The sequence below is a fragment of the Actinomadura macra NBRC 14102 genome (assembly GCF_001552215.1).
Taxonomy (GTDB): Bacteria; Actinomycetota; Actinomycetes; order Streptosporangiales; family Streptosporangiaceae; genus Spirillospora; species Spirillospora macra.
The window spans coordinates 706,000-728,905 of record NZ_BCQT01000006.1; the positions used below are offsets into that span (position 1 = coordinate 706,000).

Annotated in this window: 22 protein-coding genes and 1 tRNA gene; 16 read left to right on the plus strand and 7 right to left on the minus strand. The window is 69.6% G+C overall.

Annotated elements, in window-relative coordinates; translation table 11 throughout:
* Positions 1 to 387: 387 nt before the first annotated feature.
* The 4 genes from AMA02S_RS12385 (at position 388) to AMA02S_RS12400 (ending at position 4,730) form a co-directional block, all read left to right on the plus strand.
* Entirely contained in the window at positions 388 to 2,517 is a 2,130-nt protein-coding gene (locus AMA02S_RS12385) for an MMPL family transporter (protein WP_084265021.1), read from the plus strand.
* Between the two features lie 170 nt (positions 2,518 to 2,687).
* Positions 2,688 to 3,512, plus strand: a complete 825-nt coding sequence (locus tag AMA02S_RS12390; protein WP_067456334.1) for an S-methyl-5'-thioadenosine phosphorylase — start codon at positions 2,688 to 2,690, stop codon at positions 3,510 to 3,512.
* Positions 3,509 to 4,129, plus strand: a complete 621-nt coding sequence (locus tag AMA02S_RS12395; protein ID WP_067456337.1) for an RcpC/CpaB family pilus assembly protein — start codon at positions 3,509 to 3,511, stop codon at positions 4,127 to 4,129. The genes AMA02S_RS12390 and AMA02S_RS12395 overlap by 4 nt, the downstream gene beginning before the upstream one ends.
* A gap of 187 nt (positions 4,130 to 4,316) precedes the next feature.
* Positions 4,317 to 4,730: an MscL family protein gene (locus tag AMA02S_RS12400; RefSeq protein WP_067457146.1), complete on the plus strand. Its 414-nt coding sequence runs from the start codon at positions 4,317 to 4,319 to the stop codon at positions 4,728 to 4,730.
* Position 4,731: 1 nt separating this feature from the next.
* On the opposite strand, the gene AMA02S_RS12405 is transcribed toward AMA02S_RS12400, so the two are convergent.
* Complete coding sequence (locus AMA02S_RS12405; RefSeq protein WP_067456340.1) at positions 4,732 to 5,760, minus strand: D-alanyl-D-alanine carboxypeptidase family protein; 1,029 nt, start codon at positions 5,758 to 5,760, stop codon at positions 4,732 to 4,734.
* Positions 5,761 to 6,416: 656 nt separating this feature from the next.
* On the opposite strand from AMA02S_RS12405, the gene AMA02S_RS12410 reads away from it, so the two are divergent.
* A tRNA-Arg gene (locus AMA02S_RS12410) sits at positions 6,417 to 6,492 on the plus strand.
* Positions 6,493 to 7,118: 626 nt separating this feature from the next.
* Here the strand turns inward: AMA02S_RS12410 and AMA02S_RS12415 are convergent.
* Complete coding sequence (locus AMA02S_RS12415; protein WP_067456343.1) at positions 7,119 to 7,805, minus strand: DJ-1/PfpI family protein; 687 nt, start codon at positions 7,803 to 7,805, stop codon at positions 7,119 to 7,121.
* Positions 7,806 to 8,011: 206 nt separating this feature from the next.
* Here AMA02S_RS12415 and AMA02S_RS12420 point away from each other — a divergent pair, with 206 nt between their 5' ends.
* Positions 8,012 to 8,950 (plus strand): GlxA family transcriptional regulator, encoded by a 939-nt coding sequence (locus AMA02S_RS12420; protein ID WP_067456346.1) that lies wholly within the window; start codon positions 8,012 to 8,014, stop codon positions 8,948 to 8,950.
* Between the two features lie 254 nt (positions 8,951 to 9,204).
* Here AMA02S_RS12420 and AMA02S_RS12425 read toward each other — a convergent pair whose 3' ends face one another.
* The 4 genes from AMA02S_RS12425 to AMA02S_RS12440 form a co-directional block, all read right to left on the minus strand.
* Positions 9,205 to 10,653, minus strand: a complete 1,449-nt coding sequence (locus AMA02S_RS12425) for an amidase (RefSeq protein ID WP_067456349.1) — start codon at positions 10,651 to 10,653, stop codon at positions 9,205 to 9,207.
* Between the two features lie 61 nt (positions 10,654 to 10,714).
* Complete coding sequence (locus AMA02S_RS12430; protein ID WP_067456352.1) at positions 10,715 to 11,191, minus strand: allene oxide cyclase barrel-like domain-containing protein; 477 nt, start codon at positions 11,189 to 11,191, stop codon at positions 10,715 to 10,717.
* A gap of 559 nt (positions 11,192 to 11,750) precedes the next feature.
* The gene (locus AMA02S_RS12435) at positions 11,751 to 12,914 is read right to left on the minus strand and encodes an epoxide hydrolase family protein (RefSeq protein WP_067456355.1); all 1,164 of its coding nucleotides are present in this window, start codon (positions 12,912 to 12,914) and stop codon (positions 11,751 to 11,753) included.
* 53 nt (positions 12,915 to 12,967) lie between these two features.
* A complete protein-coding gene (locus AMA02S_RS12440; protein ID WP_067457149.1) occupies positions 12,968 to 13,471 on the minus strand; it encodes a MarR family winged helix-turn-helix transcriptional regulator in 504 nt (167 codons plus the stop codon).
* A gap of 93 nt (positions 13,472 to 13,564) precedes the next feature.
* Between AMA02S_RS12440 and AMA02S_RS12445 the strand changes: the two genes are divergently transcribed.
* Together AMA02S_RS12445 and AMA02S_RS40135 are read left to right on the plus strand one after the other, a co-directional pair.
* Positions 13,565 to 14,539, plus strand: coding sequence for an NHL repeat-containing protein (locus AMA02S_RS12445; RefSeq protein WP_218004917.1), 975 nt, complete (start codon positions 13,565 to 13,567; stop codon positions 14,537 to 14,539).
* Positions 14,540 to 14,669: 130 nt separating this feature from the next.
* Positions 14,670 to 14,843: a CsbD family protein gene (locus AMA02S_RS40135; protein WP_084265022.1), complete on the plus strand. Its 174-nt coding sequence runs from the start codon at positions 14,670 to 14,672 to the stop codon at positions 14,841 to 14,843.
* 123 nt (positions 14,844 to 14,966) lie between these two features.
* Here the strand turns inward: AMA02S_RS40135 and AMA02S_RS12450 are convergent, their stop codons facing one another.
* Positions 14,967 to 15,866, minus strand: a complete 900-nt coding sequence (locus tag AMA02S_RS12450; RefSeq protein ID WP_067456361.1) for a LysR family transcriptional regulator — start codon at positions 15,864 to 15,866, stop codon at positions 14,967 to 14,969.
* Positions 15,867 to 15,899: 33 nt separating this feature from the next.
* On the opposite strand from AMA02S_RS12450, the gene AMA02S_RS12455 reads away from it, so the two are divergent.
* From AMA02S_RS12455 to AMA02S_RS12485, 8 genes are all read left to right on the plus strand, one after another.
* Complete coding sequence (locus tag AMA02S_RS12455) at positions 15,900 to 17,462, plus strand: MFS transporter (protein ID WP_369688388.1); 1,563 nt, start codon at positions 15,900 to 15,902, stop codon at positions 17,460 to 17,462.
* A 249-nt stretch (positions 17,463 to 17,711) separates the two neighbouring features.
* A complete protein-coding gene (locus AMA02S_RS12460) occupies positions 17,712 to 18,185 on the plus strand; it encodes a hypothetical protein (RefSeq protein WP_157430531.1) in 474 nt (157 codons plus the stop codon).
* A 297-nt stretch (positions 18,186 to 18,482) separates the two neighbouring features.
* Positions 18,483 to 18,608: a lasso RiPP family leader peptide-containing protein gene (locus tag AMA02S_RS41645; RefSeq protein ID WP_157430532.1), complete on the plus strand. Its 126-nt coding sequence runs from the start codon at positions 18,483 to 18,485 to the stop codon at positions 18,606 to 18,608.
* Between the two features lie 145 nt (positions 18,609 to 18,753).
* Complete coding sequence (locus AMA02S_RS12465) at positions 18,754 to 20,589, plus strand: asparagine synthase-related protein (RefSeq protein WP_169806811.1); 1,836 nt, start codon at positions 18,754 to 18,756, stop codon at positions 20,587 to 20,589.
* On the plus strand, positions 20,586 to 20,843 hold the full coding sequence (locus AMA02S_RS12470; protein WP_067456370.1) for a lasso peptide biosynthesis PqqD family chaperone: 258 nt from the start codon (positions 20,586 to 20,588) through the stop codon (positions 20,841 to 20,843). The genes AMA02S_RS12465 and AMA02S_RS12470 overlap by 4 nt, the downstream gene beginning before the upstream one ends.
* Positions 20,840 to 21,256: a lasso peptide biosynthesis B2 protein gene (locus AMA02S_RS12475; protein WP_067456373.1), complete on the plus strand. Its 417-nt coding sequence runs from the start codon at positions 20,840 to 20,842 to the stop codon at positions 21,254 to 21,256. Before AMA02S_RS12470 ends, AMA02S_RS12475 begins: the two co-directional genes overlap by 4 nt.
* A 35-nt stretch (positions 21,257 to 21,291) precedes the next feature.
* Positions 21,292 to 21,870, plus strand: a complete 579-nt coding sequence (locus AMA02S_RS12480; RefSeq protein WP_067456375.1) for a MauE/DoxX family redox-associated membrane protein — start codon at positions 21,292 to 21,294, stop codon at positions 21,868 to 21,870.
* Complete coding sequence (locus AMA02S_RS12485; RefSeq protein ID WP_067456377.1) at positions 21,867 to 22,898, plus strand: ATP-binding cassette domain-containing protein; 1,032 nt, start codon at positions 21,867 to 21,869, stop codon at positions 22,896 to 22,898. Before AMA02S_RS12480 ends, AMA02S_RS12485 begins: the two co-directional genes overlap by 4 nt.
* Positions 22,899 to 22,906 lie beyond the last annotated feature (8 nt).

Below are 22,906 nucleotides of genomic sequence, written 5' to 3' on the forward strand. Positions count from 1 at the left end.
CTCACCGGCAGGAACGAGAACCTCGGCGGTTATCTCCGACGTGCCGCGCATCCGTTCCGGCCACACCTACATCTTGAGGGGTAGCCGCTTGATCGTTTCTGCCTCGTGTGGGGTAGCGCAGTTCCCATCTCGCGCCCGACGCGCGAACGGCCCCCGCGCGACGACGATGGTCTGCGATGGCGGAACCCGATCGAGGACCACACCCCTGGACGACCGGCCCACTTGACAAAGCTCTAACTTAGAGAGACTCTAGTGTCGAGAAGCTCGCCATACAAGAGATGACATTGACGAGATAGTACTTGACATCTCTCTTCAATCGAGACATTCTCCTACCAGAACACGACATATCGCGAACTGCCCGGATGCCCCGGTACAGGAGAAGGAACCATGGAAGCACCCAGCCCACCTCCCCCCAGAACGACAGCTCACCGCCTGGCCGGACTGATCGCCGGCCGGCGCAGCAAGTGGGCCGTGCTGGCCCTGTGGGTCGTCCTGCTGGCCGCCCTCGGTCCGCTGGCCGGCAAGCTCGGCGACGTCGAGAAGAACGACGCCGCCGCCTGGCTCCCCGGCGGGGCCGAGTCGACGCAGGTCGTCGAATTGCAGGAGAAGTTCCGCAAGGACGAGACGATGCTCGCGGTGATCGTCTACGAGCGGCCCGGCGGGGTCACCGCCGCCGACAAGGCCAAGGCCGCCGCCGACCTGCCCGGACTTGAGAAGCTGCCCGGCGCGCAGAAGGCACAGGGACCGTTCCCGTCCAAGGACGGCAAAGCCCTCCAGACCCTCGTGCCCTTCACGGACCAGGACGTGACCGGCGCCATCGACGGGGCGCGCGATCTCGTCAAGCGAGGGCCACCCGGGTTGAACGCGCACGTCACCGGACCCGCCGGCGGCGGCGCGGACATGTTCGCGGTCTTCGAGACCCTCGACGGCTTCCTTCTCATGGCCGCCGGCATCGTCGTGATCGTCCTGCTCCTGATCATCTACCGCAGCCCGATGCTGTGGTTCGTGCCCGTCCTGAGCGCGGTGTTCGCCCTCGGACTCGCGCAGTCGGTCGTCTACCTGCTGGCGAAGAACGCGGGTCTGACCGTGAACGGGCAGAGCGCCGGAATCCTGACCGTGCTGGTCTTCGGTGTCGCCACCGACTACGCGCTCCTGCTCGTCGCCCGCTACCGCGAGGAACTGCACCGGCACGAGGACCGGCACGAGGCGATGGCGTACGCGCTGCACCGCGCCGCTCCCGCCATCATCGCCTCCGCCGCCACCGTCGCGATCGGCCTGCTGTGCCTGATGCTCGCCGACATGAACTCCACCGCCGGAATGGGCCCGGTCGCCGCCGCGGGCGTCCTCACCGCACTGGCCTCCATGGTGACGCTGCTTCCGGCGCTTCTGGTCATCTTCGGCCGCTGGCTGTTCTGGCCGCTCGTCCCCCGGTATGACGCGAAGTACCTGGAGCCTGAAGCGTTCGAAGCCGAGCATGGCATCTGGAGCCGCGTTTCCGGTCTGGTGGGCAAGCACCCGCGCGCGCTCTGGGCCGTCACGTCCATCGGGCTAATCGCCCTCACGTTCGGTCTCGGCTCGCTCAAGGCGGAAGGGCTCTCGGACGCGGGCCAGTTCACCGGACGCCCCGACTCCGTGGTCGGCGCCGAAATCGTCGCCCGCCATTACCCGGCCGGCTCCGGTGCCCCCGCCGTCGTCATCGGCAAGGCGTCCGCCGCCGGCCCGCTAGGCGCCGCCCTTCAGAAGACCCAGGGAGTCGCCGAACTCAGCCAGCCCGTCACCGCGAACGGTCTCGTCCAGTACGAGGCGACCCTGCGCGACTCGGCCGACAGCAAGGCCGCGCAGGACACCATCGACCGGTTGCGCAAGACGGCGCACTCCGTCCCGTCCGCGGACGCGAAGGTGGGCGGCACCACCGCCACCGCCTTGGACATCAAGCGGGCATCCGACCGCGACAACAAGGTCATCATCCCGATCGTGCTGGCCGTGGTCTTCCTGATCCTCATCCTGCTGCTGCGCGCCATCGTCGCGCCGCTACTGATGATGGGCACCGTCGTCCTGTCGTTCCTCGCCTCGCTCGGCGCCTGCGCCCTGGTCTTCCGCCACGGCTTCGGCTTCGAGGGAACCGACACCGGCTTCCCGCTGCTGGCCTTCATCTTCCTGGTCGCGCTGGGGGTCGACTACAACATCTTCCTGATGCACCGCGTCCGCGAAGAGGCGCAGACGCTCGGGACCCGGCGCGGCATCCAGCGCGGACTCACGGTCACCGGCGGCGTCATCACCTCCGCCGGGCTGGTCCTGGCCGCCACCTTCGCCGCCCTGGCCACGCTGCCGCTGGTGGCCATGGCCGAGATGGGTTTCGTGGTCGCGTTCGGCGTCCTGCTCGACACGCTGATCGTCCGGTCCCTGCTGCTGCCCGCCCTGTCGTACGACATCGGACGGCGCATCTGGACGCCGGGCCGCCTCGCCAAGCGTCACTCGACGCCCGAGGAGCCACGGGTCCTCGACCCGATCGGCTGACCCGGTCAGCTGACCCGGTCAGCTGACCCGAGCGGCTCACACCGCGGATCCAGCGCTGAGCTGGACGGAGGCCCGGCCATCCGGCCGGGCCTCCGGCACGTCCCGCGAGGTTATCCACAATTGGCGGCGGGTCTCCCGGGCGCCTTCGGAGGGTGGCTAGGGTCGGCCCCATGTCCACTTCGCCACCCGCAGAGCCCGCCGCCGAGATCGGGGTGATCGGCGGCTCCGGCTTCTACTCCTTCCTCGACGACATCGAGGAGGTGAGGGTCGAGACCCCCTACGGCCCGCCGAGCGACCCGCTCGCGGTCGGCGAGCTCGCCGGCCGGCGCGTCGCGTTCGTCCCCCGGCATGGCCGTGACCACCGTTACCCACCGCACAAGATCCCCTACCGCGCCAACCTGTGGGCACTGCGCTCGCTCGGCGTCCGGCAGGTCCTCGCCCCCAGTGCCGTCGGTTCCCTCACCCGGGACCACACCCCCGGAACGCTGGCCGTCCCCGACCAGCTCGCCGACCGCACCCATGGCCGCGCACAGACCTTCTACGACGAGGGCGCCGCGATCCACGTGTCGTTCTCCGACCCGTACTGCCCGGCGGGCCGCCGCACCGCCCTCGGCTCCGCGCGCACCGCCGGTTGGGACCCGGTCGACGGCGGCACCCTCGTCGTCATCGAGGGCCCGCGTTTCTCCACCCGCGCCGAGTCCCAGTGGTTCGCCTCCCAGGGCTGGACGCTGGTCGGCATGACCGGCCACCCCGAGGCCGTCCTCGCCCGGGAGCTGGCGCTCTGCTACGTCCCGCTCTGCCTCGTCACCGACCTCGACGCCGGCATCGACGAGGGCGAGGGCGTCACGATGGACGAGGTGCTCCGCGTCTTCGGTGAGAACATCGCCCGCCTTCGCACCCTCGTGGCGGACGTGGTCAAGTCCCTCCCGGCCGAACGCGACTGCCCCTGCCCGAAGGCCCTGGACGGCATGAAACTCCCTCTGGAACTGCCATGAGCACCCGGTTAGCCCGCCTGAGGCGGCCCCTGGCCGCCCTGTTCGCCGCGGCCGCCGCCGGGTCCGCCCTCGCCGCCCTGCGCCCCGGTCCGCCACCGTCCGTCCGCGTCCTCGGCGCCGCCCGCGACCTGCCCGCCGGGACGACGCTCCGCCCGTCCGACCTACGCGCGCTCGCCCTCCCGCCCACCGCCGTCCCGTCCGGTGCCCTCCGCGCCAACGCGACCGGCCGCGTCCTCACCGCCCCCCTACGCCGCGGCGAGCCACTGACCGACGTCCGCATACTCGGAGACACCCTCTTGCATGGATACGCCTCAGGAACGGTCGCCAGCCCCGTCCGCATATCCGACGCCGCCACCGCCCGCCTGCTCCATCCCGGCGACCACATCGACATCCTCACCTCCCCCGCGAGCACCGGCCCGAGGGTGCCCGGCGAAGAGGCGCGCCCCCGGGCGCCCGCGCGGGTGCTGGTGTCGAGCGTGCCCGTCGTGACCGTCCCGCCCAGGGAGGAGAACGACCAGCAGGAAGGAGCCCTCATCGTCGTGGCAACCGACCGCCCGCAGGCCGCCGCCCTCGCCGCCGCCGCCGGAACCCTGTCAGTAACGATCACAGGAGGTTGATCACCCACCACCCCGTGCTGACTTGGCAATGAGCGCGACCTTTGATTACCATCCGTGGCCGTTCGGGTCGATCTCGTCCAGTCACGATGGGCTGACCAGGGGAAAGCCGGTCGATGCGCGGCGGGACACCCGAACGCTGCACGTGTCCCGGCCGGTGGGACGCGCCCCCAACCCCCTGGAGCGTCACATGAGCGGTTTCAAGAAGTTCCTCATCCGCGGCAACCTGGTCGATCTCGCGGTCGCGTTCGTCGTCGGCGCCGCGTTCGCCGGCCTGGTCAAGGACTTCGCGAGCTCCTTCATCACGCCGCTGATCGCGTTGATCGGCGGTAAGCCCGACTACACCCGGCTCGCGGTGACGATCGACGGCACCACGTTCCCCTACGGCATCTTCGTGACCTCGGCCGTCACGTTCGCGATCACTGCCACGATCGTCTACTTCCTGGTCGTCCTGCCGACGTCCAAGCTGATCGAACGCATGGACCGCGGCAAGGAGGCCGCCGAGCGGGAGTGCCCGCAGTGCCTCAGCGACATCCCGGTGAAGGCGCTGCGCTGCAGGTTCTGCACTTCCGAGGTCACCCCCGCCGCCGAGATGCCGTACTGAGTCACTGGTCGTTCTCCGTGCCGAACTCCCAGTGCCACGGCTCGAACGGGTTGCTGTAAGCCCATGCGGGGTGCAGCCATCCGTACGTCTTGGCGTTGGCCTCCATCCAGTTGAACTGGGCGGATCCCGAGCTCTGAATCCCGCCGCACAGGTCGACGGCCTGCCCCTTGCCGTGATTGCTCGTCCCGGGGATCGCGGCGAACCCCGGCCGCTGGGCGTACACCCGATGCTGCTCGGAGAGGCTGCGGTAGGAGTCCGTGACGCACATCTCCCGTCCGAAGTGCCGCTTGTACGCGGCGTTCAGCTTGTAGAAGGCGAGCGCCGCGTCCGCGCGCAGCTCCTTGCCCTTCTGCGGCAGAGGGCACAGGTACTTCGCGGGGATCAACCCGTTCGGGAACCTCTTGGCGTCCACTGCCAATCTCTTGTCACAGCCGAGTTCCAGCCGCTTGGCGGGGCTCAGCTTGCTCAGCATCACGCTCAGCCGCCGGGTGAGCTGCGCGGACTTGTCCTTCAGCCCGTCGATCTGCTGCTGGAGACGGGTCTGCTCGATCGCATTGCGCGACTGCAGGTCCTGAGCCGTGGACGCGAGCTCCCGCCGCCGCCGCTGGAGCTCGTCGGCGCGGTCCACAAGCGCCTGCTGAGACTTGGCGAGCAGCGTCACGTCCGCCGTCGAACGCAGCGCCGCGTCCGGCGCGCCACCGCCGAAGATCGCCATCGACCCGGCGGCGCCGCTCTGCTGGTAGGACGCGTTGGCCAGCCGCGCGAGCGGCAGCCGGATCCGGTTGAGCTCGGCTTCGGCCACCGCGAGATCCCTGAGCGTGCCGCGCAGCTTCACCTGCGAGGCAGTCAGGTCCTTCTTGCGGTCCTCCATCTGCGTCGTGGCGCTCTCCAGCTCCGAGCGAGCCTTCGACGCCTCCCGGCGCAGCGACTCGACCGCGTCGTCCGGCCCTGCCGCGCGGCCGATGCCCTGCGGTGCGAGAACCGCCACCAGGAAGACCGCGGTCAGCGCCGCCGACCGAGGATTAGGCACGGTGGTTTTCCTCCTGATGCCCGAATACGGAACAGCGGCAGCACGCTACTACAGGTTCGCCGATGAGCTAGGCGTAACCGGATCAGCGAAGCCGGTAACCGTTGTCCAGGCACCACTTCTGCCAGAAAGGCACAGAACCCCACCCGTTGGGACACAACGGCCGTGGATCCCGCCGCCGGGTGTGCGGCGGCTTCGGTGACGGGGTCTTTCGTGGAGACGGCCGCACCACCGGCTTGGGCTTCGGCTCAGGCGGTTGCGTCTCCGCCTGCGGCCGCGGTTGCGGCGGAACGTACTGCCCGAACGTCGGTTCGCTCTTCGGCGTCCCAGACACACCCTGCCGCGCCGGAGCCGCGGCGCTCTCCGGCCGGCCCGTCGCAGGCTCGTCCCGCAACCCGAAGGCGACCACGGTCGCCACCAGAACGGGAACGACGAATGCGACGACGATCACTGCCATCCGCCGTCCACGAGGTGGGGCCTCCACCTCGTCGGACACGTTGCCCGACTGCCCGCGATGCCGACCCTTCACGACACCGAAGCGTACCGACACGGACACCGCCCAGCTAGGGCCTTCAGGCACCATAAGTAGGAGCGGAGAACTCCCCCCTTCCCCTACCCTGTAGGTGCCGTCCGCTACGCTCTTCCGCGAGCGACGACATGCCTCCGTAGCTCAGGGGATAGAGCACCGCTCTCCTAAAGCGGGTGTCGCAGGTTCGAATCCTGCCGGAGGCGCCACCCCACCAGCCGCAAAGAGCCCCTGACCAGCAAGAACTGGTCAGGGGCTTCCCTGTCCATGCGACTGGACGCGGACGACAGTGGCTGGCCGTTCCCAATGCGTTCCCACTGCCTTCGCCGTCGCCGCACTGTCAGGCGCTACGGCGTCCTCCCAAGTCCGACCAACCATCTGCCGCACATGACGTCTGGAGAGGTTGGACTGCCAGGGGCCACTTCTGACCGTCTGACACACGGCACTCTGTGCGATCGAAACCATACGGCGGCGCCTCCATGGCGGGAGGCGGCCACAAGGGCGGCGCTGGCGGCGCCGGCGGCGCCGCCAGCCCCCGTCTGCCCGGGCAAGCCCGGCGGCAACGGCACCGCCGCCACGTTCACCGCTGACGGCACCACAGGTGCCACCGGCGCTGCCGGTCGCACCACCCTGCCCTGCTAAGCGGGTCGCCAATGAGCGACGCCTCCCGCCCCTTTCAGAAGGGGCGGGAGAACGAGCCTCCGGCGCCTGGATGCCGAGGCAGAGCTTCCCAGAACACGGCCTTGCGCTGTAGGTGGAGGCGGGCCGCACATCGCTGCCGAAGCCGTAGTTGTCAAGGTCAGGGCCTGTCCAGGTCGAGAACGACGGTGCCGGATCACAAACCGACGGGCAGCGGGCCTTGGGCGCGCCAGACGGTGCCGCGGCGTTCGTGCGCGAACAACGCCTCGACGGCGTGCGCGATCCGCGGACCCACCTCGCGTTCCAGCAGATACAACCCGAGGTCGAGCCCGGAGGTGACACCGGCGGCGGTGATGAGGTCCCCGTCGTCGACGACGCGGGCGTTCACCGGGCGGACGCCGTGGGCTTCGAGCGTGTCCATCCCCATGTGGTGGGTGACGGCATGGCGGCCCTCCAGCAGGCCGGCCATGGCCAGGATGAGCGAGCCGCCGCACACGGTAGCGACGGTCACGGTCGCCTCGTCCATCGCCGCCTTGAGCAACGCGGGCAGTTGGGTGTCTAGGGTTCGGCCCAGCAATACGGGAATGGAGTCGTCCCGCCGCCCTTCTTCCGCCGCCGCATTACGTTCGGGGTCCTCGCCTGGCTCGCCGATACGGCCGGCGGCGCCGGGAACAAGGACCAGTCCTGCACGCGTGGGATCGAGGACGGAGGTGGCGCGCAACGCCAGCCCGCCGGTTCCGCTGACCACCTCGCGCGGTCCCTCGGCGGTGACGAGCTCCACGGTCACCGCACCGCAGGCAGCCCCGCCGGCGTGCAACACCTCGAAAGGGGCGATGACGTCGAGCGGATCGAAGCCGTCGAACAGGACCAGCTGAGCGTCCATGGAAACTCCTTCGAAAGGGCACACCGGCCCCACGCCGGGGCTCCAGTCGACGCTAAAGGTCCCCATCTCAGCTTCCCAGTGGCATTAATGCCATCATCCAACGGATTAATGCCAATACTGCGGAGTGCAACTTCAAGCTGGGGAACTCAGAAATATCAGTCCTCATCGTTGAACTGATGGCAGCGGCGACGAGGTAAGTTCTGGCCATGCACACCGTTGCCGTGCTCGCGCTGGAGCAGGTGATCCCTTTCGACCTGTCCACCCCGATCGAGGTCTTCACCCGCGCCCGCTTGCCGGACGGCCGCCCCGGCTACCAGATCCGCGTGTGCGCCGAATCCCGGGAGATCAACGCAGGCGCCTTCACCCTGCACGCACCGTGGGGATTGAGCGGGCTCCACCAAGCGGACACCATCATCGTTCCTGGAACTGCGGCCCCCTTCACCCCACTCACCCCGAAGGTGCGCGACGCGCTGAAGGCGGCCGCGGAAAGCGGCACACGTATCGCCTCCATCTGCTCCGGCACATTCCCCTTGGCCGCCACCGGGCTTCTGGACGGCCTGCGCGCCACCACCCACTGGCTCGCGGCCGCCTCCCTGGCCGCAGCCCACCCGCAGATCGAAGTCGACCCGGACGTCCTCTACATCGACAACGGGCAGATCCTCACCTCGGCCGGCGCCTCCGCCGGCCTGGACCTGTGCCTGCACATGATCCGCCGCGACTACGGCTCGGCCGTCGCCGCCGACGCGGCCCGCCTGGCGGTGATGCCCCTCGAACGCGAGGGCGGGCAGGCGCAGCTCATCGTCCACGACCACCTCCCCACGCCCCGGGGCTCCGCCCTCGAACCGCTGCTCGCCTGGCTGCAGGACAACCTGAGCCGCGAGCTCTCCCTCGCCGACATCGCGGCCCAGGCCGGGACCAGCACCCGCACCCTGATACGCCGATTCCGCGAACAGACCGGGACGACCCCGCTCCAGTGGCTCCACCGCACCCGTGTCCGCCAAGCCCAACACCTTCTGGAGACCACGGACCACCCCGTCGAACGCATCGCCGCCCAGGTCGGCTTCGGCTCACCCACCGCGTTCCGCGACCGATTCAAGAAGACCACCGGCGTCAGCCCCCACTCCTATCGCCGTGCTTTCAACTGACCGCCCTTTTGAAAATAGAACGAGCCCGGGCGACGCGAAGAAGCAATTTACCGGGGTGAAACTGACGCAGGCTGGTCGGGGGGTTGGCCAGATGCCATCAAAGCCCGCATGATCCCACCTTGAGCAACGGTCTCGGCGACACTTGTCCAAGCCGGTGTTGTTGTGGTGTTGTGGCTCGCTCAGGGCCGAACACAGATGTCGTGGCCTTTTGAACCGTCGGGGGCCTGGCCCACTTCAACGCCGTGGGTCGGCGGTCAGAATTTGGGTGGGCGGCGGAAGCCGCCGATCACCTCCGCCAGGCACTGGACGAACCGGACCGCGGTGCGGTCGTGCAGGTAGGGCGCGATCACCTGGATGCCGACGGGAAGCCCGTCGCGGGTCGTCCCGACGGGCGCCACCGCCGCGGGCAGATAGTTGACTGACGACGGTGCGATCCAGGTGAGCATCTCTCCGTAGGGCCGGTCGACACCGTTGACCCGCAGGGTCCGGACGGACCAGCCGGGATCGGGTCGATGGTCGTGAGGGAAGGCGGCCGTAGGGCTCACGGGGCACAGGAGGACGTCGACGTCGCGGAAGAACTCGGCCCAGCGGCGGCGAGAGTGTTGCCGACGCTCATCGAGGGCGTGCCAGTCGCGGAAGCGGACCGTCATCTCCGAGGCGAACCCGCCCGCGGCCCCTTCCGTCGCGGCGAGCTTCACGAGCCCGGCATACGACTCGGCCGGCTCGATCAGCCCGCTCTGCGCCATCAGCAACGGCTGGTAGACGGCCATCGTCTCGTCGAGCCCGACCGGCCCCGGGCCCTCGACCACGCCGGCCCCCTCGGCCCGCACCGCCTCCAGCGCCGCCTGCATGATCGCGACCAGCTCGCTGTCGACGGGGCAGGACGGGTCGTCGAGCCATGCCGCGACCCGGAACTCACGCAGGGTTCTTGCCCTTGAGGCGGGCAACTCCAGCCGCCATGCCGGGGCGCGCTCGTTGTCGGCTCCTGCGAGGACGTCCAGCCCCAGGTCGAGGTCGTCGGCATGCCTGCCGAGCGGGCCGAGGACCGCCATGTCGAACTCCGCGAGCGTCCCGGGAGCATGTCCCGAGACGCTCCCGTGCCTCGGCACGATCCCGTACGACGGGCGCAGCCCGTAGACGCCACAGAAGTGGGCGGGCACCCGGATCGAGCCCGCGGTGTCGCCGCCGAGCTCCAGGCCGGTCAGCCCTGCGGCGAGTGCCGCGGCGGACCCGCCGGACGAGCCGCCGGGTCCGCGCGTCGGATCCCACGGATTGTTCGTCGTTCCGTAGATCTCGTTGTAGGTCTGCCAGTCCCGGGCGTCGGCCGGCAGGTTGGACTTGCCGAAGACGATCGCTCCCGCGTTCTTGAGCCGCGCGACCGATTCGGCGTCGCCGGACGAGACGTGCTGCCCCCAACGGGTCGATCCGCCGGTGGTCCGCATGCCCGCGGCCTCGATGCTGTCCTTGACCGTCACGGGGACGCCGTGCAGGCGGCCGAGTGACTCGCCGCGGGAGACCGCGCGGTCGGCCGCCAGCGCCGCGGCTCGCGCCCCCTCCTCGTCCCGGGCGACGATGGCGTTCACCTGCGGATCGAGCCGCTCCACCCGGGCGAGGTAGTGCTCGAGCAGTTCGACGCTCGACACCTCCTTCGCCGCGACGGCGTTGGCGAGCTCGCCTGCGGAACGAAATGTCAGGTCGGTCATGCGAACCTCCAGGAAGGCCTGAACCAGTGCGGGATGCGGTACGTGGTGGCGATCCCGGGGCTCAATCGGGCAGGATGCGCAATCGGTACGCTTCGTGGGGAGTCTGGATATCGGTCGCCACCAGCTCACCGCGGGCGTTGCGGTAAGCGCCGGTGCCACCGGTGATGGCCATGGTCAGAGGGTTGCTCCCGCGGACCCACAGGGACTGGACGGTGAGCGCGCCGCGGGGAAGCCGGAGCGATATGACGCAGTTCGTGGTGATCTTCTCGCCTTCGACCCTGACGATCTCGCAGGAGCCGCCGTCCTCGCCGGCGGCATCCCCGGACAGTGTGTCGGAGAAGACATACCGATCCCCGACGCCCGCGCCCTTCGCACCGAAGTCGAGGAACTCGTACTGGTCGTTGCGTACGTTCAGGTGGAGGATGCCCCTTTGGCCGGTGTCACCGCCGGCCTGAGCGGGCGTCGTCCAAGCGGCCAGGGTTCCGCCGATCGCCACGACCGACGCCACGACGGCTCCCTTGGTGATGAGTGATCTCATGTCCTTCTCCCTGGTTGGGTGCGGGCGAGCGTGTCCTGTGGCACTGCCGTTACAGGGGCCTGTTCCCAGGTGCGTCAAGCCGTTATGGCGCAAGTCCTCGGACAGGACGGCCCAACTTTTGTCGATGGTGTGACCGCGTTCGACCGGTGCCCCAGCAGGGTTCAGCGACAGTCGACACGGAGAGCGGACCGGCGATCATGCCTTCGGCACGCAGCAGCCAGGTCGCCTGCTCGTCAACGCGCACTGATCCCACGTTCGGCCTCCTGTCAGGTCCCCGGCACGGTGACCTCAAGTGCCCGGACGAGCCAGTCCCCTTTTCCGGCGGGCGGAACGAAATGACGATGTTCCGTCCCTCGGAACGATCGCGTTGCGGCGGGCCGGCGCGGTGCTGATCCTCTCGGTTGCCGAAAGAGCGGAGGGCGAGCGGTGGCGACCATCGGTGACGGACCTGTCACGATCTGGGACAGGCGGCCCGGTCCTGTGATTCGCAGGCGGCGGCGTCCGAGCGGTGGTTCGGTGACCTGGGCGCGCGATTGGCCGCTTCTCTACGTTTGCGCCGTCATCCCCGGTAGGGGCGGAAGAATGTGCGTAGCTCTTCCGCGTAGAGCTCAGGCTCCTCAAACGGCGCGAAGTGCCCGCCGCGTTCGGGCTCGGTCACGCGGACAACGTTCGCCGTGCGCTCCAGCCATGCCTGCGGCGGGCGGAGGATATCGCCACGGAAGAGCGAGAAACCGGACGGCACGTCGACTCGGCGGGCGAGCTGGGCTGGCGGAATCGCGGCGTTCGCGTGGTACATCCGCATTGACGAGCCGATCGTCCCCGTGAGCCAGTAGAGCGTGACGTTGGTGAGGATCTCGTCCTTTGTGAAGCGCCGTTCGACTTCTCCGTCGCAGTCGCTCCATGCCTGGAGTTTCTCGACGATCCACGCGGCGAGTCCCGCGGGTGAGTCGGTGAGTCCGAAGGCGGCGGTCTGGGGTTTCGTACGGTGCAAGGCGCCGTAGGCACCCTCGGCCGCAGCCCAAGCGGCGCCCCGCTCGAACCAGGCGCGCTCTTCGGGGGTCAGGTCCGCCAGGGCGCGAGCAAAGGTGGGTGAGCCCGCGTCCATGCGATGGACGGCCACGACCCGGTCGGGGTGGTCGAGCGCCAGGTAGCGGCTCACGTGGCTACCGATGTCCCCGCCCGCCGCACCGAACCGCGGGTAGCCGAGGACGCTCATGAGCTCGGCCCAAAGGTCGGCGACGGCGATGGAGTTCAAGGGCGGTCCGTTGGGGCGGTCGGAGTACCCATAGCCCGGCATGTCGGGCACGACGACATCGAACGCGTCAGCGGGGTCGGCGCCGTGCGCGCCGGGGTCGGTGAGAAGTGGAATGACCTTCGAATAGCGCCAGAACGAGTCCGGCCAGCCGTGGCTGAGGACCAACGGCAGGACGGGCCCGGGTGACGCGGCGGCCCGAACGTGTACGAAGTGGATCCGTAGGCCGTTGAGTCGGACACGGAAGCGGGAGAGCCTGGCCAGCGCCGCTTCCTGCGCCGGCCAGTCGAATCCGTCCGCCCAGTAGGTGACGAGTTCGCGAAGGTAGGCCAGGTCGGTCCCGAGCGACCATCCGGCGTCCTCGGGCGCGTCCGGCCAGCGCGTCGCGCGCAGCCGGGCGCGGAGGTCATCGAGCGCCGCGGGCTTGGTCTCCGAAGTAAAGGGATCAAGGCGAGGCGGCGTGTCTGCCATGGAATCACTCTAAGCGTGCGGGACGTGCACGCTTGGCGCCGGATACCCCACCCTCAGGGGTCATTCGGGTCATCGCCGAGGCTGAGCAGCAGGGTGCGCAGGGTGGCGGCGAGGTCGTCCTGGTGCTGCTGGTCGAGCGCGGCGAGGATGCGGCGTTCGTTGTCGAGGTGGGCGGCGACGGCGCGGTCGATGAGATCGCGGCCGGCGGGCGTCAGGGCGACGATGACGGTACGCCGGTTGGCGGGATCGAGGTCGCGCGTGACATAGCCCTTGGCGACCAGCCGGTCGAGCCGGTTGGTGACGGCTCCCGAGGTCACCATCGAGGAGCGGGCCAGCGCGCCCGCGGTCAAGCCGCCGGGTGAGTCGGCGCGGCGGAGCGTGGCCAGGACATCGAACTCGCCTCGTTCCAGCCCGAACTCGCTGAAAAGTGTTTTGAGCTCGCGCTCGGCGATCCGGGTCACCCGCGACAGACGGCCGAGAACCCCCATGGGGGACGGGTCGAGGTCCGGGCGGGCGCGAGCCCACTGCTCCATGACGAGGTCGACGGCGTCACGCACCACGAACACCTCTCAACGTTGAACTGTTTGACATCAAGTTAGCATCCACCTAATGTCTTCAAGGCTAAACATTTCAACGCTGAAAGGTTGCTCGTGCGACGTCAGATGATCTCTGCTGTGCTGGTGTTCGGGCTGGCCGCCACGATGAGCGCCCCGGCGCGGGCGGCCGCCGACCCGCACGCCGTCGGTCACCGTGCCGGGGCGGCCGTGTATCCGACCACGATCCGGTTGCCGAACGGGTTCCAACCCGAGGGCATCGCGACCGGACCCGGTCCGTTCGCCTACTTCGGTTCCATGGCCGACGGCTCCATCTACCGCGCCGACCTGCGCACCGGAGTCGGCGCGATCGTCAACCGCGGGTCCGGTACACAGGCCCTCGGGCTGAAGACCGACCCGCGCGGACGGCTCTTCGTAGCCGGCGGCGCGGGCGGCGACGCCCGCGTTCTCGACACCCGCACCGGCCGGGTGTTGGCCTCCTACCGGCTGGCCACCGGTCCGTCGTTCATCAACGACGTCATCCTCACCCAGGGCTCCGCCTGGTTCACCGACTCCACCAATCCGGTGCTCTACAAGCTGCCGCTGCGCGGCGGGCGGCTGCCTTCCGCCGCGGTCCGGATCCCGCTTACCGGGGATCTCGTGTATCAGGGCGATCCCGGCAGCCCCGACAGTGCCGGGTTCAACGCCAACGGCATCACGCCAACACCGGACGGCCAGGGCCTGATCGTCGTGCAGTCGAACACGGGCGGGCTGTTCCGCGTCGACCCGGCGACCGGAACGACCCGTCGGGTGAACCTGCACGGCGAGTCGCTGCCAGAAGGTGACGGCCTGCTGCTGAGCGGCCGGACGCTGTTCGCGGTGCAGAACCGGCTCGACATCGTGGCCGTCCTGCGACTGAACCCGACGGGGACCGAGGGGCGCGTAGAGCGGCGGGTGCAAGATGCCCGGTTCGCCCTGCCGACGACCGTGGCCGCCTTCGGCTCCCGGCTGTATCTCCCCAACATCCAGTTCTTCTCCCCAGGGCCGACCCCTCACATCTCGTACAACGCCGTGGCCATCCCCCGTCCCTGAGGGGAGGCCGGCCCCGACCGTCAGGGAGGTCCGATGCCCGTCGCATCATCACCCGGTCGCATCATCGCCCGCGAAGCGGGTAGGGGGTGGTGCGTACTGGAGAGACCAAAAGGGGAGGGATGGCGTTTCAATGGGCAAGCAGAACAAAGCCGCCAACACCGGCAACAAGATCAAGGGTAAGGCCAAGGAAACGGTCGGCAAGGTGACCGGGAACGAGCGACTTGAGGCCGAAGGCAAGACCGATCAGGCCAAGGGCGACATCAAGCAGGCCGGTGAAAAGGCCAAGGACGCCTTGACCGACTGATCAGGGATCCAGTTCCACAACAGGCAGCCATGGCCTCGCGGCCGTGGCGCGTCTGTTTGTGGGCGTTTCCGGCTATCGGCCTTGTGCAATCAGTTCATTCGGGTTTTTGACGCTGGCAGGTGGTCAGCGAAGCGCATCGCGGATCGTGTCGCGCAGCCAGCGCTGGGCCGGGTCGGAATCGAGCCGCGCATGCCAGAGCAATCTCACTTCGAGTTCCGGCAGGGGCGCGGGGATGGGGAACCAGCGGATGCCGAGGGCTTGACCGCGCTGTTCGGCGAGGCGCTGGGGAACGAGCCCGATGTAGTGGCTCGATGCGACGAGGAACGCGGCGACGGCGAAGGTGGGGACGACGGCGGCGACGCGGCGTTGGAGGCCCGCGGCGTCCAACGCGTCGTCGAGCGGCCCGCGGGCGCGTCCGCGGCGGGAGGCCGAGACGTGCGGATGCCGGCACAGGTGACTCAATGTCGGACTGCGGTGACGGCCGAGCGAGCTGTCGGCGCGGACGATGCCGACCAGCCGCTCGCGGTACAGCACGGCTGTCCGGATGTCGGGAGCGGCGAAGTCGCCGACACCGATGTCCAGGTCGACCGAGCCGTCGCGCAGGGCCTCGATGCTCTCACTGCCCTCCGCGACGAAGCGCAAGGTCACGCCGGGGGCGGGGACGGCTGTGGCTTCGACCGCCGCCGTGACGAGGGTCGCGGCCACGCCGTCGTTGATGCGAATCGTGAACGTGCGTTCGAGGTCGGCGGCCGTGACCTCGCGGTCGGCGCTGATCAGTGCCGCCGCCTCGTCGAGCAGTGACCGCACCCGCGGGGCGGTCCGCAGCGCGAAGGGCGTCGGAGCCATCCCACGGCCGGCACGCACCAGGATCGGATCGCCCATCGCTCGCCGCAGCCGCCCCAACGCCCGGCTGGTCGCGGGGACGGACAGATGGAGGCGCTCGGACGCCGCCGTGACGCTGGCGTCCTGGAGAAGGGCGTCGAACACGCGCAACAGGTTCAGGTCGAGTTGGGGTTCGGGCATAGTTGCATCGTATGCAAGTAGTCATTGTAGAAGTTGCGTGGCACGAATAACTTCGGCGTCTCTAGCGTCGTGACCATGCTTCTCAACGTTCTCCACAATCACGCTCCGACGTCGCGTGGGCGGCCCGTGCCGCAACGCGTCCTGCTGGCGGTCATGTGCGCCTGTGTGGTGCTCGTCATCGGGATGGTCGCCGCGATCAACCTCGCCGTCCCCATGCTCGCCGCGAGCGCGCTGCACCCGTCCGCCTCGGCGCTGGTCTGGGTCGTCGACACGTACGTGATCTTCTTCGCCTGCCTGGTGGTCCCCGGTGGGGCGGCCGGGGACCGCTTCGGGCGCAAGGGTGTCCTGCTCACCGGCCTGGTGCTGTTCGCGGTGGGCGCGCTGATGTCGGCGGCAGCACCGAACATGGCCCTGCTCCTCGCCGGTCGCGCGATCACGGGTGTCGGCGCTGCCGCCGTCCTGCCCAACACGCTCGCCGTCCTTCTGCACGCCGTGCCGGTCGGACGCAAGGGCGCGACGATCGCGACCTGGGCCTCGATGACGGGCATCGGCGGAGTCGTCGGCAACGTCGGCGGCGGGACGGTCCTGTCGGGCGGATCATGGCGTTCGCTGTTCGCCGCCGCCGTGCCGATCTCGCTGGTCCTCGCCGCGCTGGTGGCGCGCGTCGCGCCGGTGTCGCCGCGCAATGACCGCCGGCTCGACCCGCTCGGCGCGGTGTTGCTCGTCGGCGCGTCGATCGCACTGCTGCTCGGCATCGTCCAGGGCCCGGAAGCGGGTTGGGGCAGCGCGGTCGTCATCGCCGGATTCGGCTGCTCCGCCCTGCTGTTCACGGTGTGGACGATCGTCGAACTGCGCGTCGAGCATCCGCTGCTCGATCCCCGGTTGTTCCGCGTCCCGGGCCTGCGCAGTGCCTGCCTCGGCATGACGGCGGTCTTCTTCGGCATGTTCGCGCTCTTCTATGTCAACGCATCGTTCCTGCAGTACGGCAAGGGGTTCAGCGTTCTCCGGACCGGCCTCGGGATCATCCCGATGACCATCCCCATCATCTGCGGCGCACGGTACGTCGGACGCCTGGCGCAGCGCATCGGCGTCGATGCCACCATCGCTCTGGCCTTCGGTTTGGTCGGTTGCGGGTTGCTCGGGCTGTCCACGTGCGGGATGCAGACGCCTTATGCCGGATACGCCGCGTGGCTCGTCGTGACCGGGACGGGTGTGACGCTGGCACTGCCGACGCTCTCCGGCGCCATCGCCAGCTCGCTGCCGCCCGCCCAGGCCGGAGTCGGAGCAGGGTTGCAGGCCACCACCCGCGAGTTCGGCAGCGCTCTCGGTGTCGCCGTCATCGGCACGGTGCTCACCGCGCGGTTCGCCGCCGCCCTTCCCGCCGACATCCGCGCCGAGGACGGCCCGCACACCGTCGCCCAGGCACTCGCCACGACCACCCCCCACCGCGCCCACGACGTCATCGCAGCGTTCGTTTCCGGCACCCAGGACGGACTACGAGTGATCGGCGTGGCCGTCCTCGTCCTTGGCGGGTTCGTGATCTTGCAGTCGCTGGCGTCCCGACGCGGACGCGCAGGACCGACGGCGCAGCGGTGAACAGCCCCTGTCGAGGGACGCACCCGGTGGGATCTTCAACTGGCGATGACGTCCGGTTTGCCCCGCGATCGCTAGCGTCGGAGGGGGAGGTGGTCGGTGTTCGGCCAGCGCAAGACGTGCGTCCAAGTCGTCAAGGGTCGGACGCGTGACCCGGCGGGGCTGCGGGAGGCCGCCGACCGCTGGTATCGGGATGTCGCCCCCGGAGCCCGGGGATGGCTGGGCAACACCGGCGGGGTGACCGGTGACGGTGTGTACCTCAACCTGATGCGTTTCGCGTCTCAGAGGGCGGCTCACCGCAACGACAGGCGGCGGGAGCAGATGCGCTGGTGGGATGAGACCCGCGGCCTGTTCGAGACCGAGGTCACCGTTGACGAGTGCACCGACGTGGAAACGTTCGGACGGGGCAACCCAGACGAGGCGGGATTCGTCCAGATCCTGCAGGCCCGGATCCTCAACCGGGAGGCGGTCCGCCCGTTCGTGCCCGAGGAGGCCGAGCGAGTCTTGGATCGGTTGCGTCCCGACATGATCGGCGGCATGTTCTGCGTCGCTCCCGATGGCCTCTGCACCGGCGTGGCCTACTTCACCTCCAAGGAGGCGGCCCGCAAGGGCGAGAGCACGGAGATGCCACCGGATTACAAGGCGTGGCGTGACGAACAGATGGCGCATTTCGACGATGATGCCGATTTCTACGATTTGCTCGATCACTGGCTCCAGTCCCCGTGACCCTGCCTTCACGCATGGCAGCCACTCGTTCGCGTGACTCACGCCGCCACGGAAGCGTTCCTACTGCCTGCAACTGAGCATCGGGAGCCTTCTCAATGAAAGCTTGCTCCTCAGCTGCACCGAAAGCGACGCCGGATGCTTTCACACCCCCTCACTATCACGGCATCTCGCCAGAAAAGAGGAACAATATACTCGAATTCCAACTGGATGCCTTTGCCTTACCTTCCATAGACGGACAGCAGTTCTCTTGTTACCGTGAGTGAGCACGAGATCGGCAAACAATGGAAGGGAGTTGGCATGGCACAGGAAGCCACGGTGTACGAACCGCCCCTCATCGCCGAAGTCGGCGATTTCTCCGAGGTGACCATGAGGCAGGGCACCTGGGGATATGACGACTACGACCAGTGCTGGATCGACTGCTAGTCGCCTTTCCTCCTGATCAACGTCGCCGAGCAATGCCTGACCGACCGGCGCGAGTGTGCCGGCGTCCACGACGACGCCGGCGCACCTCCGGCCTTTCCGCACATGGACGACCGGGCCTTCGCGGCCGGAACCGATGGAGTCTCCCTTGGAAATCTTGGCTCTTCCGGACCACGCCGCCGCGGAAGGAGTCGCCGGTGGTCTGGCCCGCCCACAGACCATTCCGCACGCGTCCGGGCGGCCCTGGATCGTGGGCCGTTGGTTGCCCGGAGAAGTCACCTGGGCGGCGGACCGCCGCTGCCGGGTGGCCGTCCTCGGCTGCGCGACGATCGACTCCGAAAGGCTGACCGCCGCCCTCCCCCGGATCCGCACCGTCGACGACGTGTCGCGGCTCGCCGGCTCGCTGTCCGGCAGCTTCCACGTGCTGGCGGCGGTGAACGGCGTCGTCCGCGCGCAGGGCAGCCTGTCGACCGCCTGCCAGATCTTCCATGCCCGGGTCGGTGAGGTCACCGTCGCCGCGAACGCCCCCGACCTCCTCGCCGACCTGACCGGCGCGCCCTTCGCGGAAGAGACGCTCGCCCTGCACCTGCTGGCCCCCGCGCCGCCCTACCCGCTCAACGAGAGAAGCCTCTGGCGGGGTGTGAAGGCCCTCCCCTTCGGCTGCTACCTCGAACTGGCCCTCGACGGAGCCGGTCGCGCAGTGCGCTGGTGGGCACCGCCGACACCGGAGACCCCGCTGGCCGAGGGCGCCGAACACGTACGCTCGGCGCTCGCCGACGCGGTGGCGGCGCGCGTGCGGCCCGGTGGCACGGTGAGCGCCGACCTGTCGGGCGGGCTCGACTCCACGAGCCTGTGCTTCCTGATGGCCGCGGCGGCGGCCGCCCCCGACGCGCCCCGCTTGATGACGATCCACCGCGAGTCACTCAACCAGGGCAACGACGATCTCTCGTGGGCGCGGCAGGCAGCGCGCGCGATGGCGGGCGTCCACCACGTCGTCCTCCCCGGGCAGCAGGTCCCCGGCATGTTCGCCGGCCTCGGCGAACCCGACTCCGACGCGGAGTCGCCGCTGACGCGTGTCCACGTACGGGCGAAGATCCGGCACACCGCCGCTGTCCTGGCCGAGCACGGGTCCACCCTGCACGTGACCGGCGATGGCGGTGACGAACTGTTCTACGCGGGCCCGTCGTTCCTGCACACCCTCGCCCGCCGGCATCCCGTCCGATGGCTCCGCAACATGAGGGTCGACCGGTCCCTGCACCGGTGGCGGCTGACCGCCACGGTGCGCGAGGTCCTCAACGGGCGCTCGTACGGGGAGTGGCTCTCGGCGTGCGCCGCGACGCTGACCGACCCGCTCCCCCGGCCGTCGCGGAGCCCCGAGATCGGCTGGGACGCCACGATCAGGATGCCGGCGTGGGCCACACCGGCCGCGGTCGACGCCGTGCGCGCCCTCATCGACGCGGCCGAGGACGTCCAGCCGATGTCGCCGCTGCGCTGCGAGCACACGGCGCTGCGCGGGCTGCGCAAGGGAGGCGAGGTCATCCGGCGCACGGGACGCATCACCGGCCGGTACGGCATCTCCTGGCAGGCACCCTTCCTGGACGATCGGGTCATCGAGGCGGCGCTGTCCCTGCGCCTGGAGGACCGCGCCGCCACCGGCGCGTACAAGCCGGCCCTGGCGGCGGTCATGCGTGGGACCGTCCCCGATGCGATCCTCGCCCGGCGGACCAAGGCCGAGTTCAGCCAGGGCGTCTACACCGGCCTTCGCGAGAACCTTCCCGAACTGCTGGCGCTGTGCGACGACATGCGGCTGGCCCGGCTCGGCCTGGTCGACGCCGACGCCTTCCGCGCGGCCCTGGTCGGCCTCTACCCCAACTCGCGCGGACTGCTCTTCCTCCACCGCACGCTGGCGTGCGAAGTGTGGCTCAGGTCCGTGCCCGCGTCCGCCGCGCCCGCGGCGGCGTCCCCTACCGGAGGAACAGCATGAAGGGGCTCCTTTCACGGCACGTCTCGATGACCGAGACCGAGAACGGCATGGTCCTGCTCGACGAGCGCAGCGGCCGCTACTTCCAGCTCAACGGCACCGGCGCCACCGTCGTACGGATGCTCGGCGAGGCGGCGACGGTCGAGGACGTCATCGCCCGGCTCGCACGGGACCATCCCGCGCAGGCCGAACGGGTACCCGCCGACGTGCGGGCGCTCCTGGACTCGCTGCGCTCGGCACGATTGATCACCTCATGACCATGCCCGTGGTCCTCGAACGGGCCGACCGGGTGCCGCCACGGCGCCGTGCCGCCGCGCGGGTCGCGGTCGTCCTGGCGGCGCTGGTGATCCGGCTGCGTCCCCGGTTCCTGCGCCGGTTCCTGCGCGCGGTGAGCCGCGGCGCCCGCCCGGCCACGATCACCCAGGCACAGGCCGCCCGCGACGCCGTCGTCTCCGTGAGCGTGCGGTGCGCCGGACAGGGCTGCCTCCAGCGATCGGTGGCCACCGTGCTGCTCTGCCGGCTGAGCGGCACCTGGCCCGACTGGTGCACCGGGGTCATGACCCAGCCCTTCCGGGCGCATGCGTGGGTGGAGGTCGCGGGCGTCTCGATCGGAGAGGGGACGGGAATGCCGCCGTTTCACAAGGTCATGACCGTTTCGGTCGAGGGCTGATGTTCCCTCACCGAGAACCATCCGCGAGGACGGGTATGGAGTTCTACTTTCTGCTCGGCGCCAGGTGCCTGCTCATAACGGTCTTCACGGTCGCGGTGTTCACCAAGCGGCGCAGCGCCGCCCGATTCGCTCATTTCTGTACGACGGTACGCAACCTGACCATGTTCTCCGAGAGAGCCGCCGTGCGCGCGGCGGCGTTCGTGCTCGGCTGCGAGACCGCGGTCGCGGTCCTGCTGCTGCTCCCGATCCACCGGATCGGTTTCGTACTCGCCGCGGGCCTCCTTTCGCTGTTCATCGCCGTGGTGTTCCGTGCGGTGCGCGGCGGCGTGTTCGCCGAATGCGGCTGCTTCGGCGGACGGAGCGCCCTGCTGAGCTACCCGCTGATCGTCCGCAACGTCCTGCTCCTGGCGTTCGCCGTACCGGGTGCGCTACTCGCCCCGGCCGGCCCGCCGTCCCTTGATCCGCTCCCGACAGGGCTCGCCCTGATCACCGGTTTCCTCGCCGCCTGGACGCTCATCCGCTACTACGACGTCCTGGTCGGCAAGCTGCTGCGCAGGCTGCACCCGGCCCGCCCCGGCACCGCCGTGACGACCGCGAACACGGTCGGGCGATGAGCAGGACCGGTGGTCGCGGGCTGACGGCCGTCCCCGGGCCGGTGATCGAGGTCACCGGCGTCGAGAAGCGTTTCGACCGGGTCGTCGCGCTCCACGGCGTCGACCTCGCCGTCCCGCGGGGCACGGTGCACGGGCTGCTGGGCCACAACGGCGCGGGCAAGAGCACGCTGATCAACATCCTGGCGACGCAGATCCGGCCGAGCCGCGGCACCGCCCGGGTGGCCGGCTACGACGTGGTCGGCGAGGCCCCGCAGGTCCGCCGCCGCATCGGCCTCACCGGCCAGTCCGCCACGCTCGACGAGCGGATCTCCGGCCGCGACAACCTGGTGCTCATCGCCCGGTTGCTGGGCGCCCGGAGCCGCCAGGCCCGCGCCCGCGCCGACGAACTCCTCGAATCGTTCCGGCTCACCGACGCCGCGAAGCGCCAGGCGCGCACGTACTCGGGCGGTATGCAGCGGCGGCTGGACCTGGCCGCCTGCCTGGTCGGCCGCCCCGAGGTGATCTTCCTGGACGAGCCGACGACCGGGCTCGACCCCGAGAGCCGCCTCACGACCTGGCAGGTCGTTCGGGACGTCGTCCGCGACGGCAGCACGGTCGTGCTGACCACGCAGTACCTGGAGGAGGCCGACCGGCTGGCCGACACCATCACCGTCCTGGCGCGGGGCGGCGTGGTCGCGTCCGGTACACCCGCCGACCTCAAGGCCCGGGTGGGCGGCCGCACGGTGACGGTCACGCTCGCGGCTCCGACCCGGCTGGCCGCGTGCGTCCAATGCCTGCGGGGCGCGGGCCTGCGTTCGACCCCGGACGACACCCGCACCAAGGTGACCGTCCCGGTCGGGTCGGCCCGCGACACCGCGGCGATCGTCCGGACACTCGACGACGCGGGCATCGAGGTCGCCGAACTGCTGCTGGCCGAACCGTCACTGGACGAGGTCTACCTGTCCCTGACCGCACGGCCCCCCGCCGAGGCACCCGAACGCACCAGGGTGTCATCGCCCCACTCCGTCCGGCGATCTCGACGCGAATAGGAGGACTC

Bases quoted from the DNA above. Each gene is read 5' to 3' on its own strand.
- AMA02S_RS12385 (WP_084265021.1), top strand. From the start codon at position 388: ATGGAAGCACCCAGCCCACCTCCCCCCAGAACGACAGCTCACCGCCTG.
- AMA02S_RS12390 (WP_067456334.1), top strand. From the start codon at position 2,688: ATGTCCACTTCGCCACCCGCAGAGCCCGCCGCCGAGATCGGGGTGATC.
- AMA02S_RS12395 (WP_067456337.1), top strand. From the start codon at position 3,509: ATGAGCACCCGGTTAGCCCGCCTGAGGCGGCCCCTGGCCGCCCTGTTC.
- AMA02S_RS12400 (WP_067457146.1), top strand. From the start codon at position 4,317: ATGAGCGGTTTCAAGAAGTTCCTCATCCGCGGCAACCTGGTCGATCTC.
- AMA02S_RS12415 (WP_067456343.1), bottom strand. From the start codon at position 7,805: ATGGACGCTCAGCTGGTCCTGTTCGACGGCTTCGATCCGCTCGACGTC.
- AMA02S_RS12420 (WP_067456346.1), top strand. From the start codon at position 8,012: ATGCACACCGTTGCCGTGCTCGCGCTGGAGCAGGTGATCCCTTTCGAC.
- AMA02S_RS12425 (WP_067456349.1), bottom strand. From the start codon at position 10,653: ATGACCGACCTGACATTTCGTTCCGCAGGCGAGCTCGCCAACGCCGTC.
- AMA02S_RS12430 (WP_067456352.1), bottom strand. From the start codon at position 11,191: ATGAGATCACTCATCACCAAGGGAGCCGTCGTGGCGTCGGTCGTGGCG.
- AMA02S_RS12435 (WP_067456355.1), bottom strand. From the start codon at position 12,914: ATGGCAGACACGCCGCCTCGCCTTGATCCCTTTACTTCGGAGACCAAG.
- AMA02S_RS40135 (WP_084265022.1), top strand. From the start codon at position 14,670: ATGGGCAAGCAGAACAAAGCCGCCAACACCGGCAACAAGATCAAGGGT.
- AMA02S_RS12450 (WP_067456361.1), bottom strand. From the start codon at position 15,866: ATGCCCGAACCCCAACTCGACCTGAACCTGTTGCGCGTGTTCGACGCC.
- AMA02S_RS41645 (WP_157430532.1), top strand. From the start codon at position 18,483: ATGGCACAGGAAGCCACGGTGTACGAACCGCCCCTCATCGCCGAAGTC.
- AMA02S_RS12470 (WP_067456370.1), top strand. From the start codon at position 20,586: ATGAAGGGGCTCCTTTCACGGCACGTCTCGATGACCGAGACCGAGAAC.
- AMA02S_RS12475 (WP_067456373.1), top strand. From the start codon at position 20,840: ATGACCATGCCCGTGGTCCTCGAACGGGCCGACCGGGTGCCGCCACGG.
- AMA02S_RS12480 (WP_067456375.1), top strand. From the start codon at position 21,292: ATGGAGTTCTACTTTCTGCTCGGCGCCAGGTGCCTGCTCATAACGGTC.
- AMA02S_RS12485 (WP_067456377.1), top strand. From the start codon at position 21,867: ATGAGCAGGACCGGTGGTCGCGGGCTGACGGCCGTCCCCGGGCCGGTG.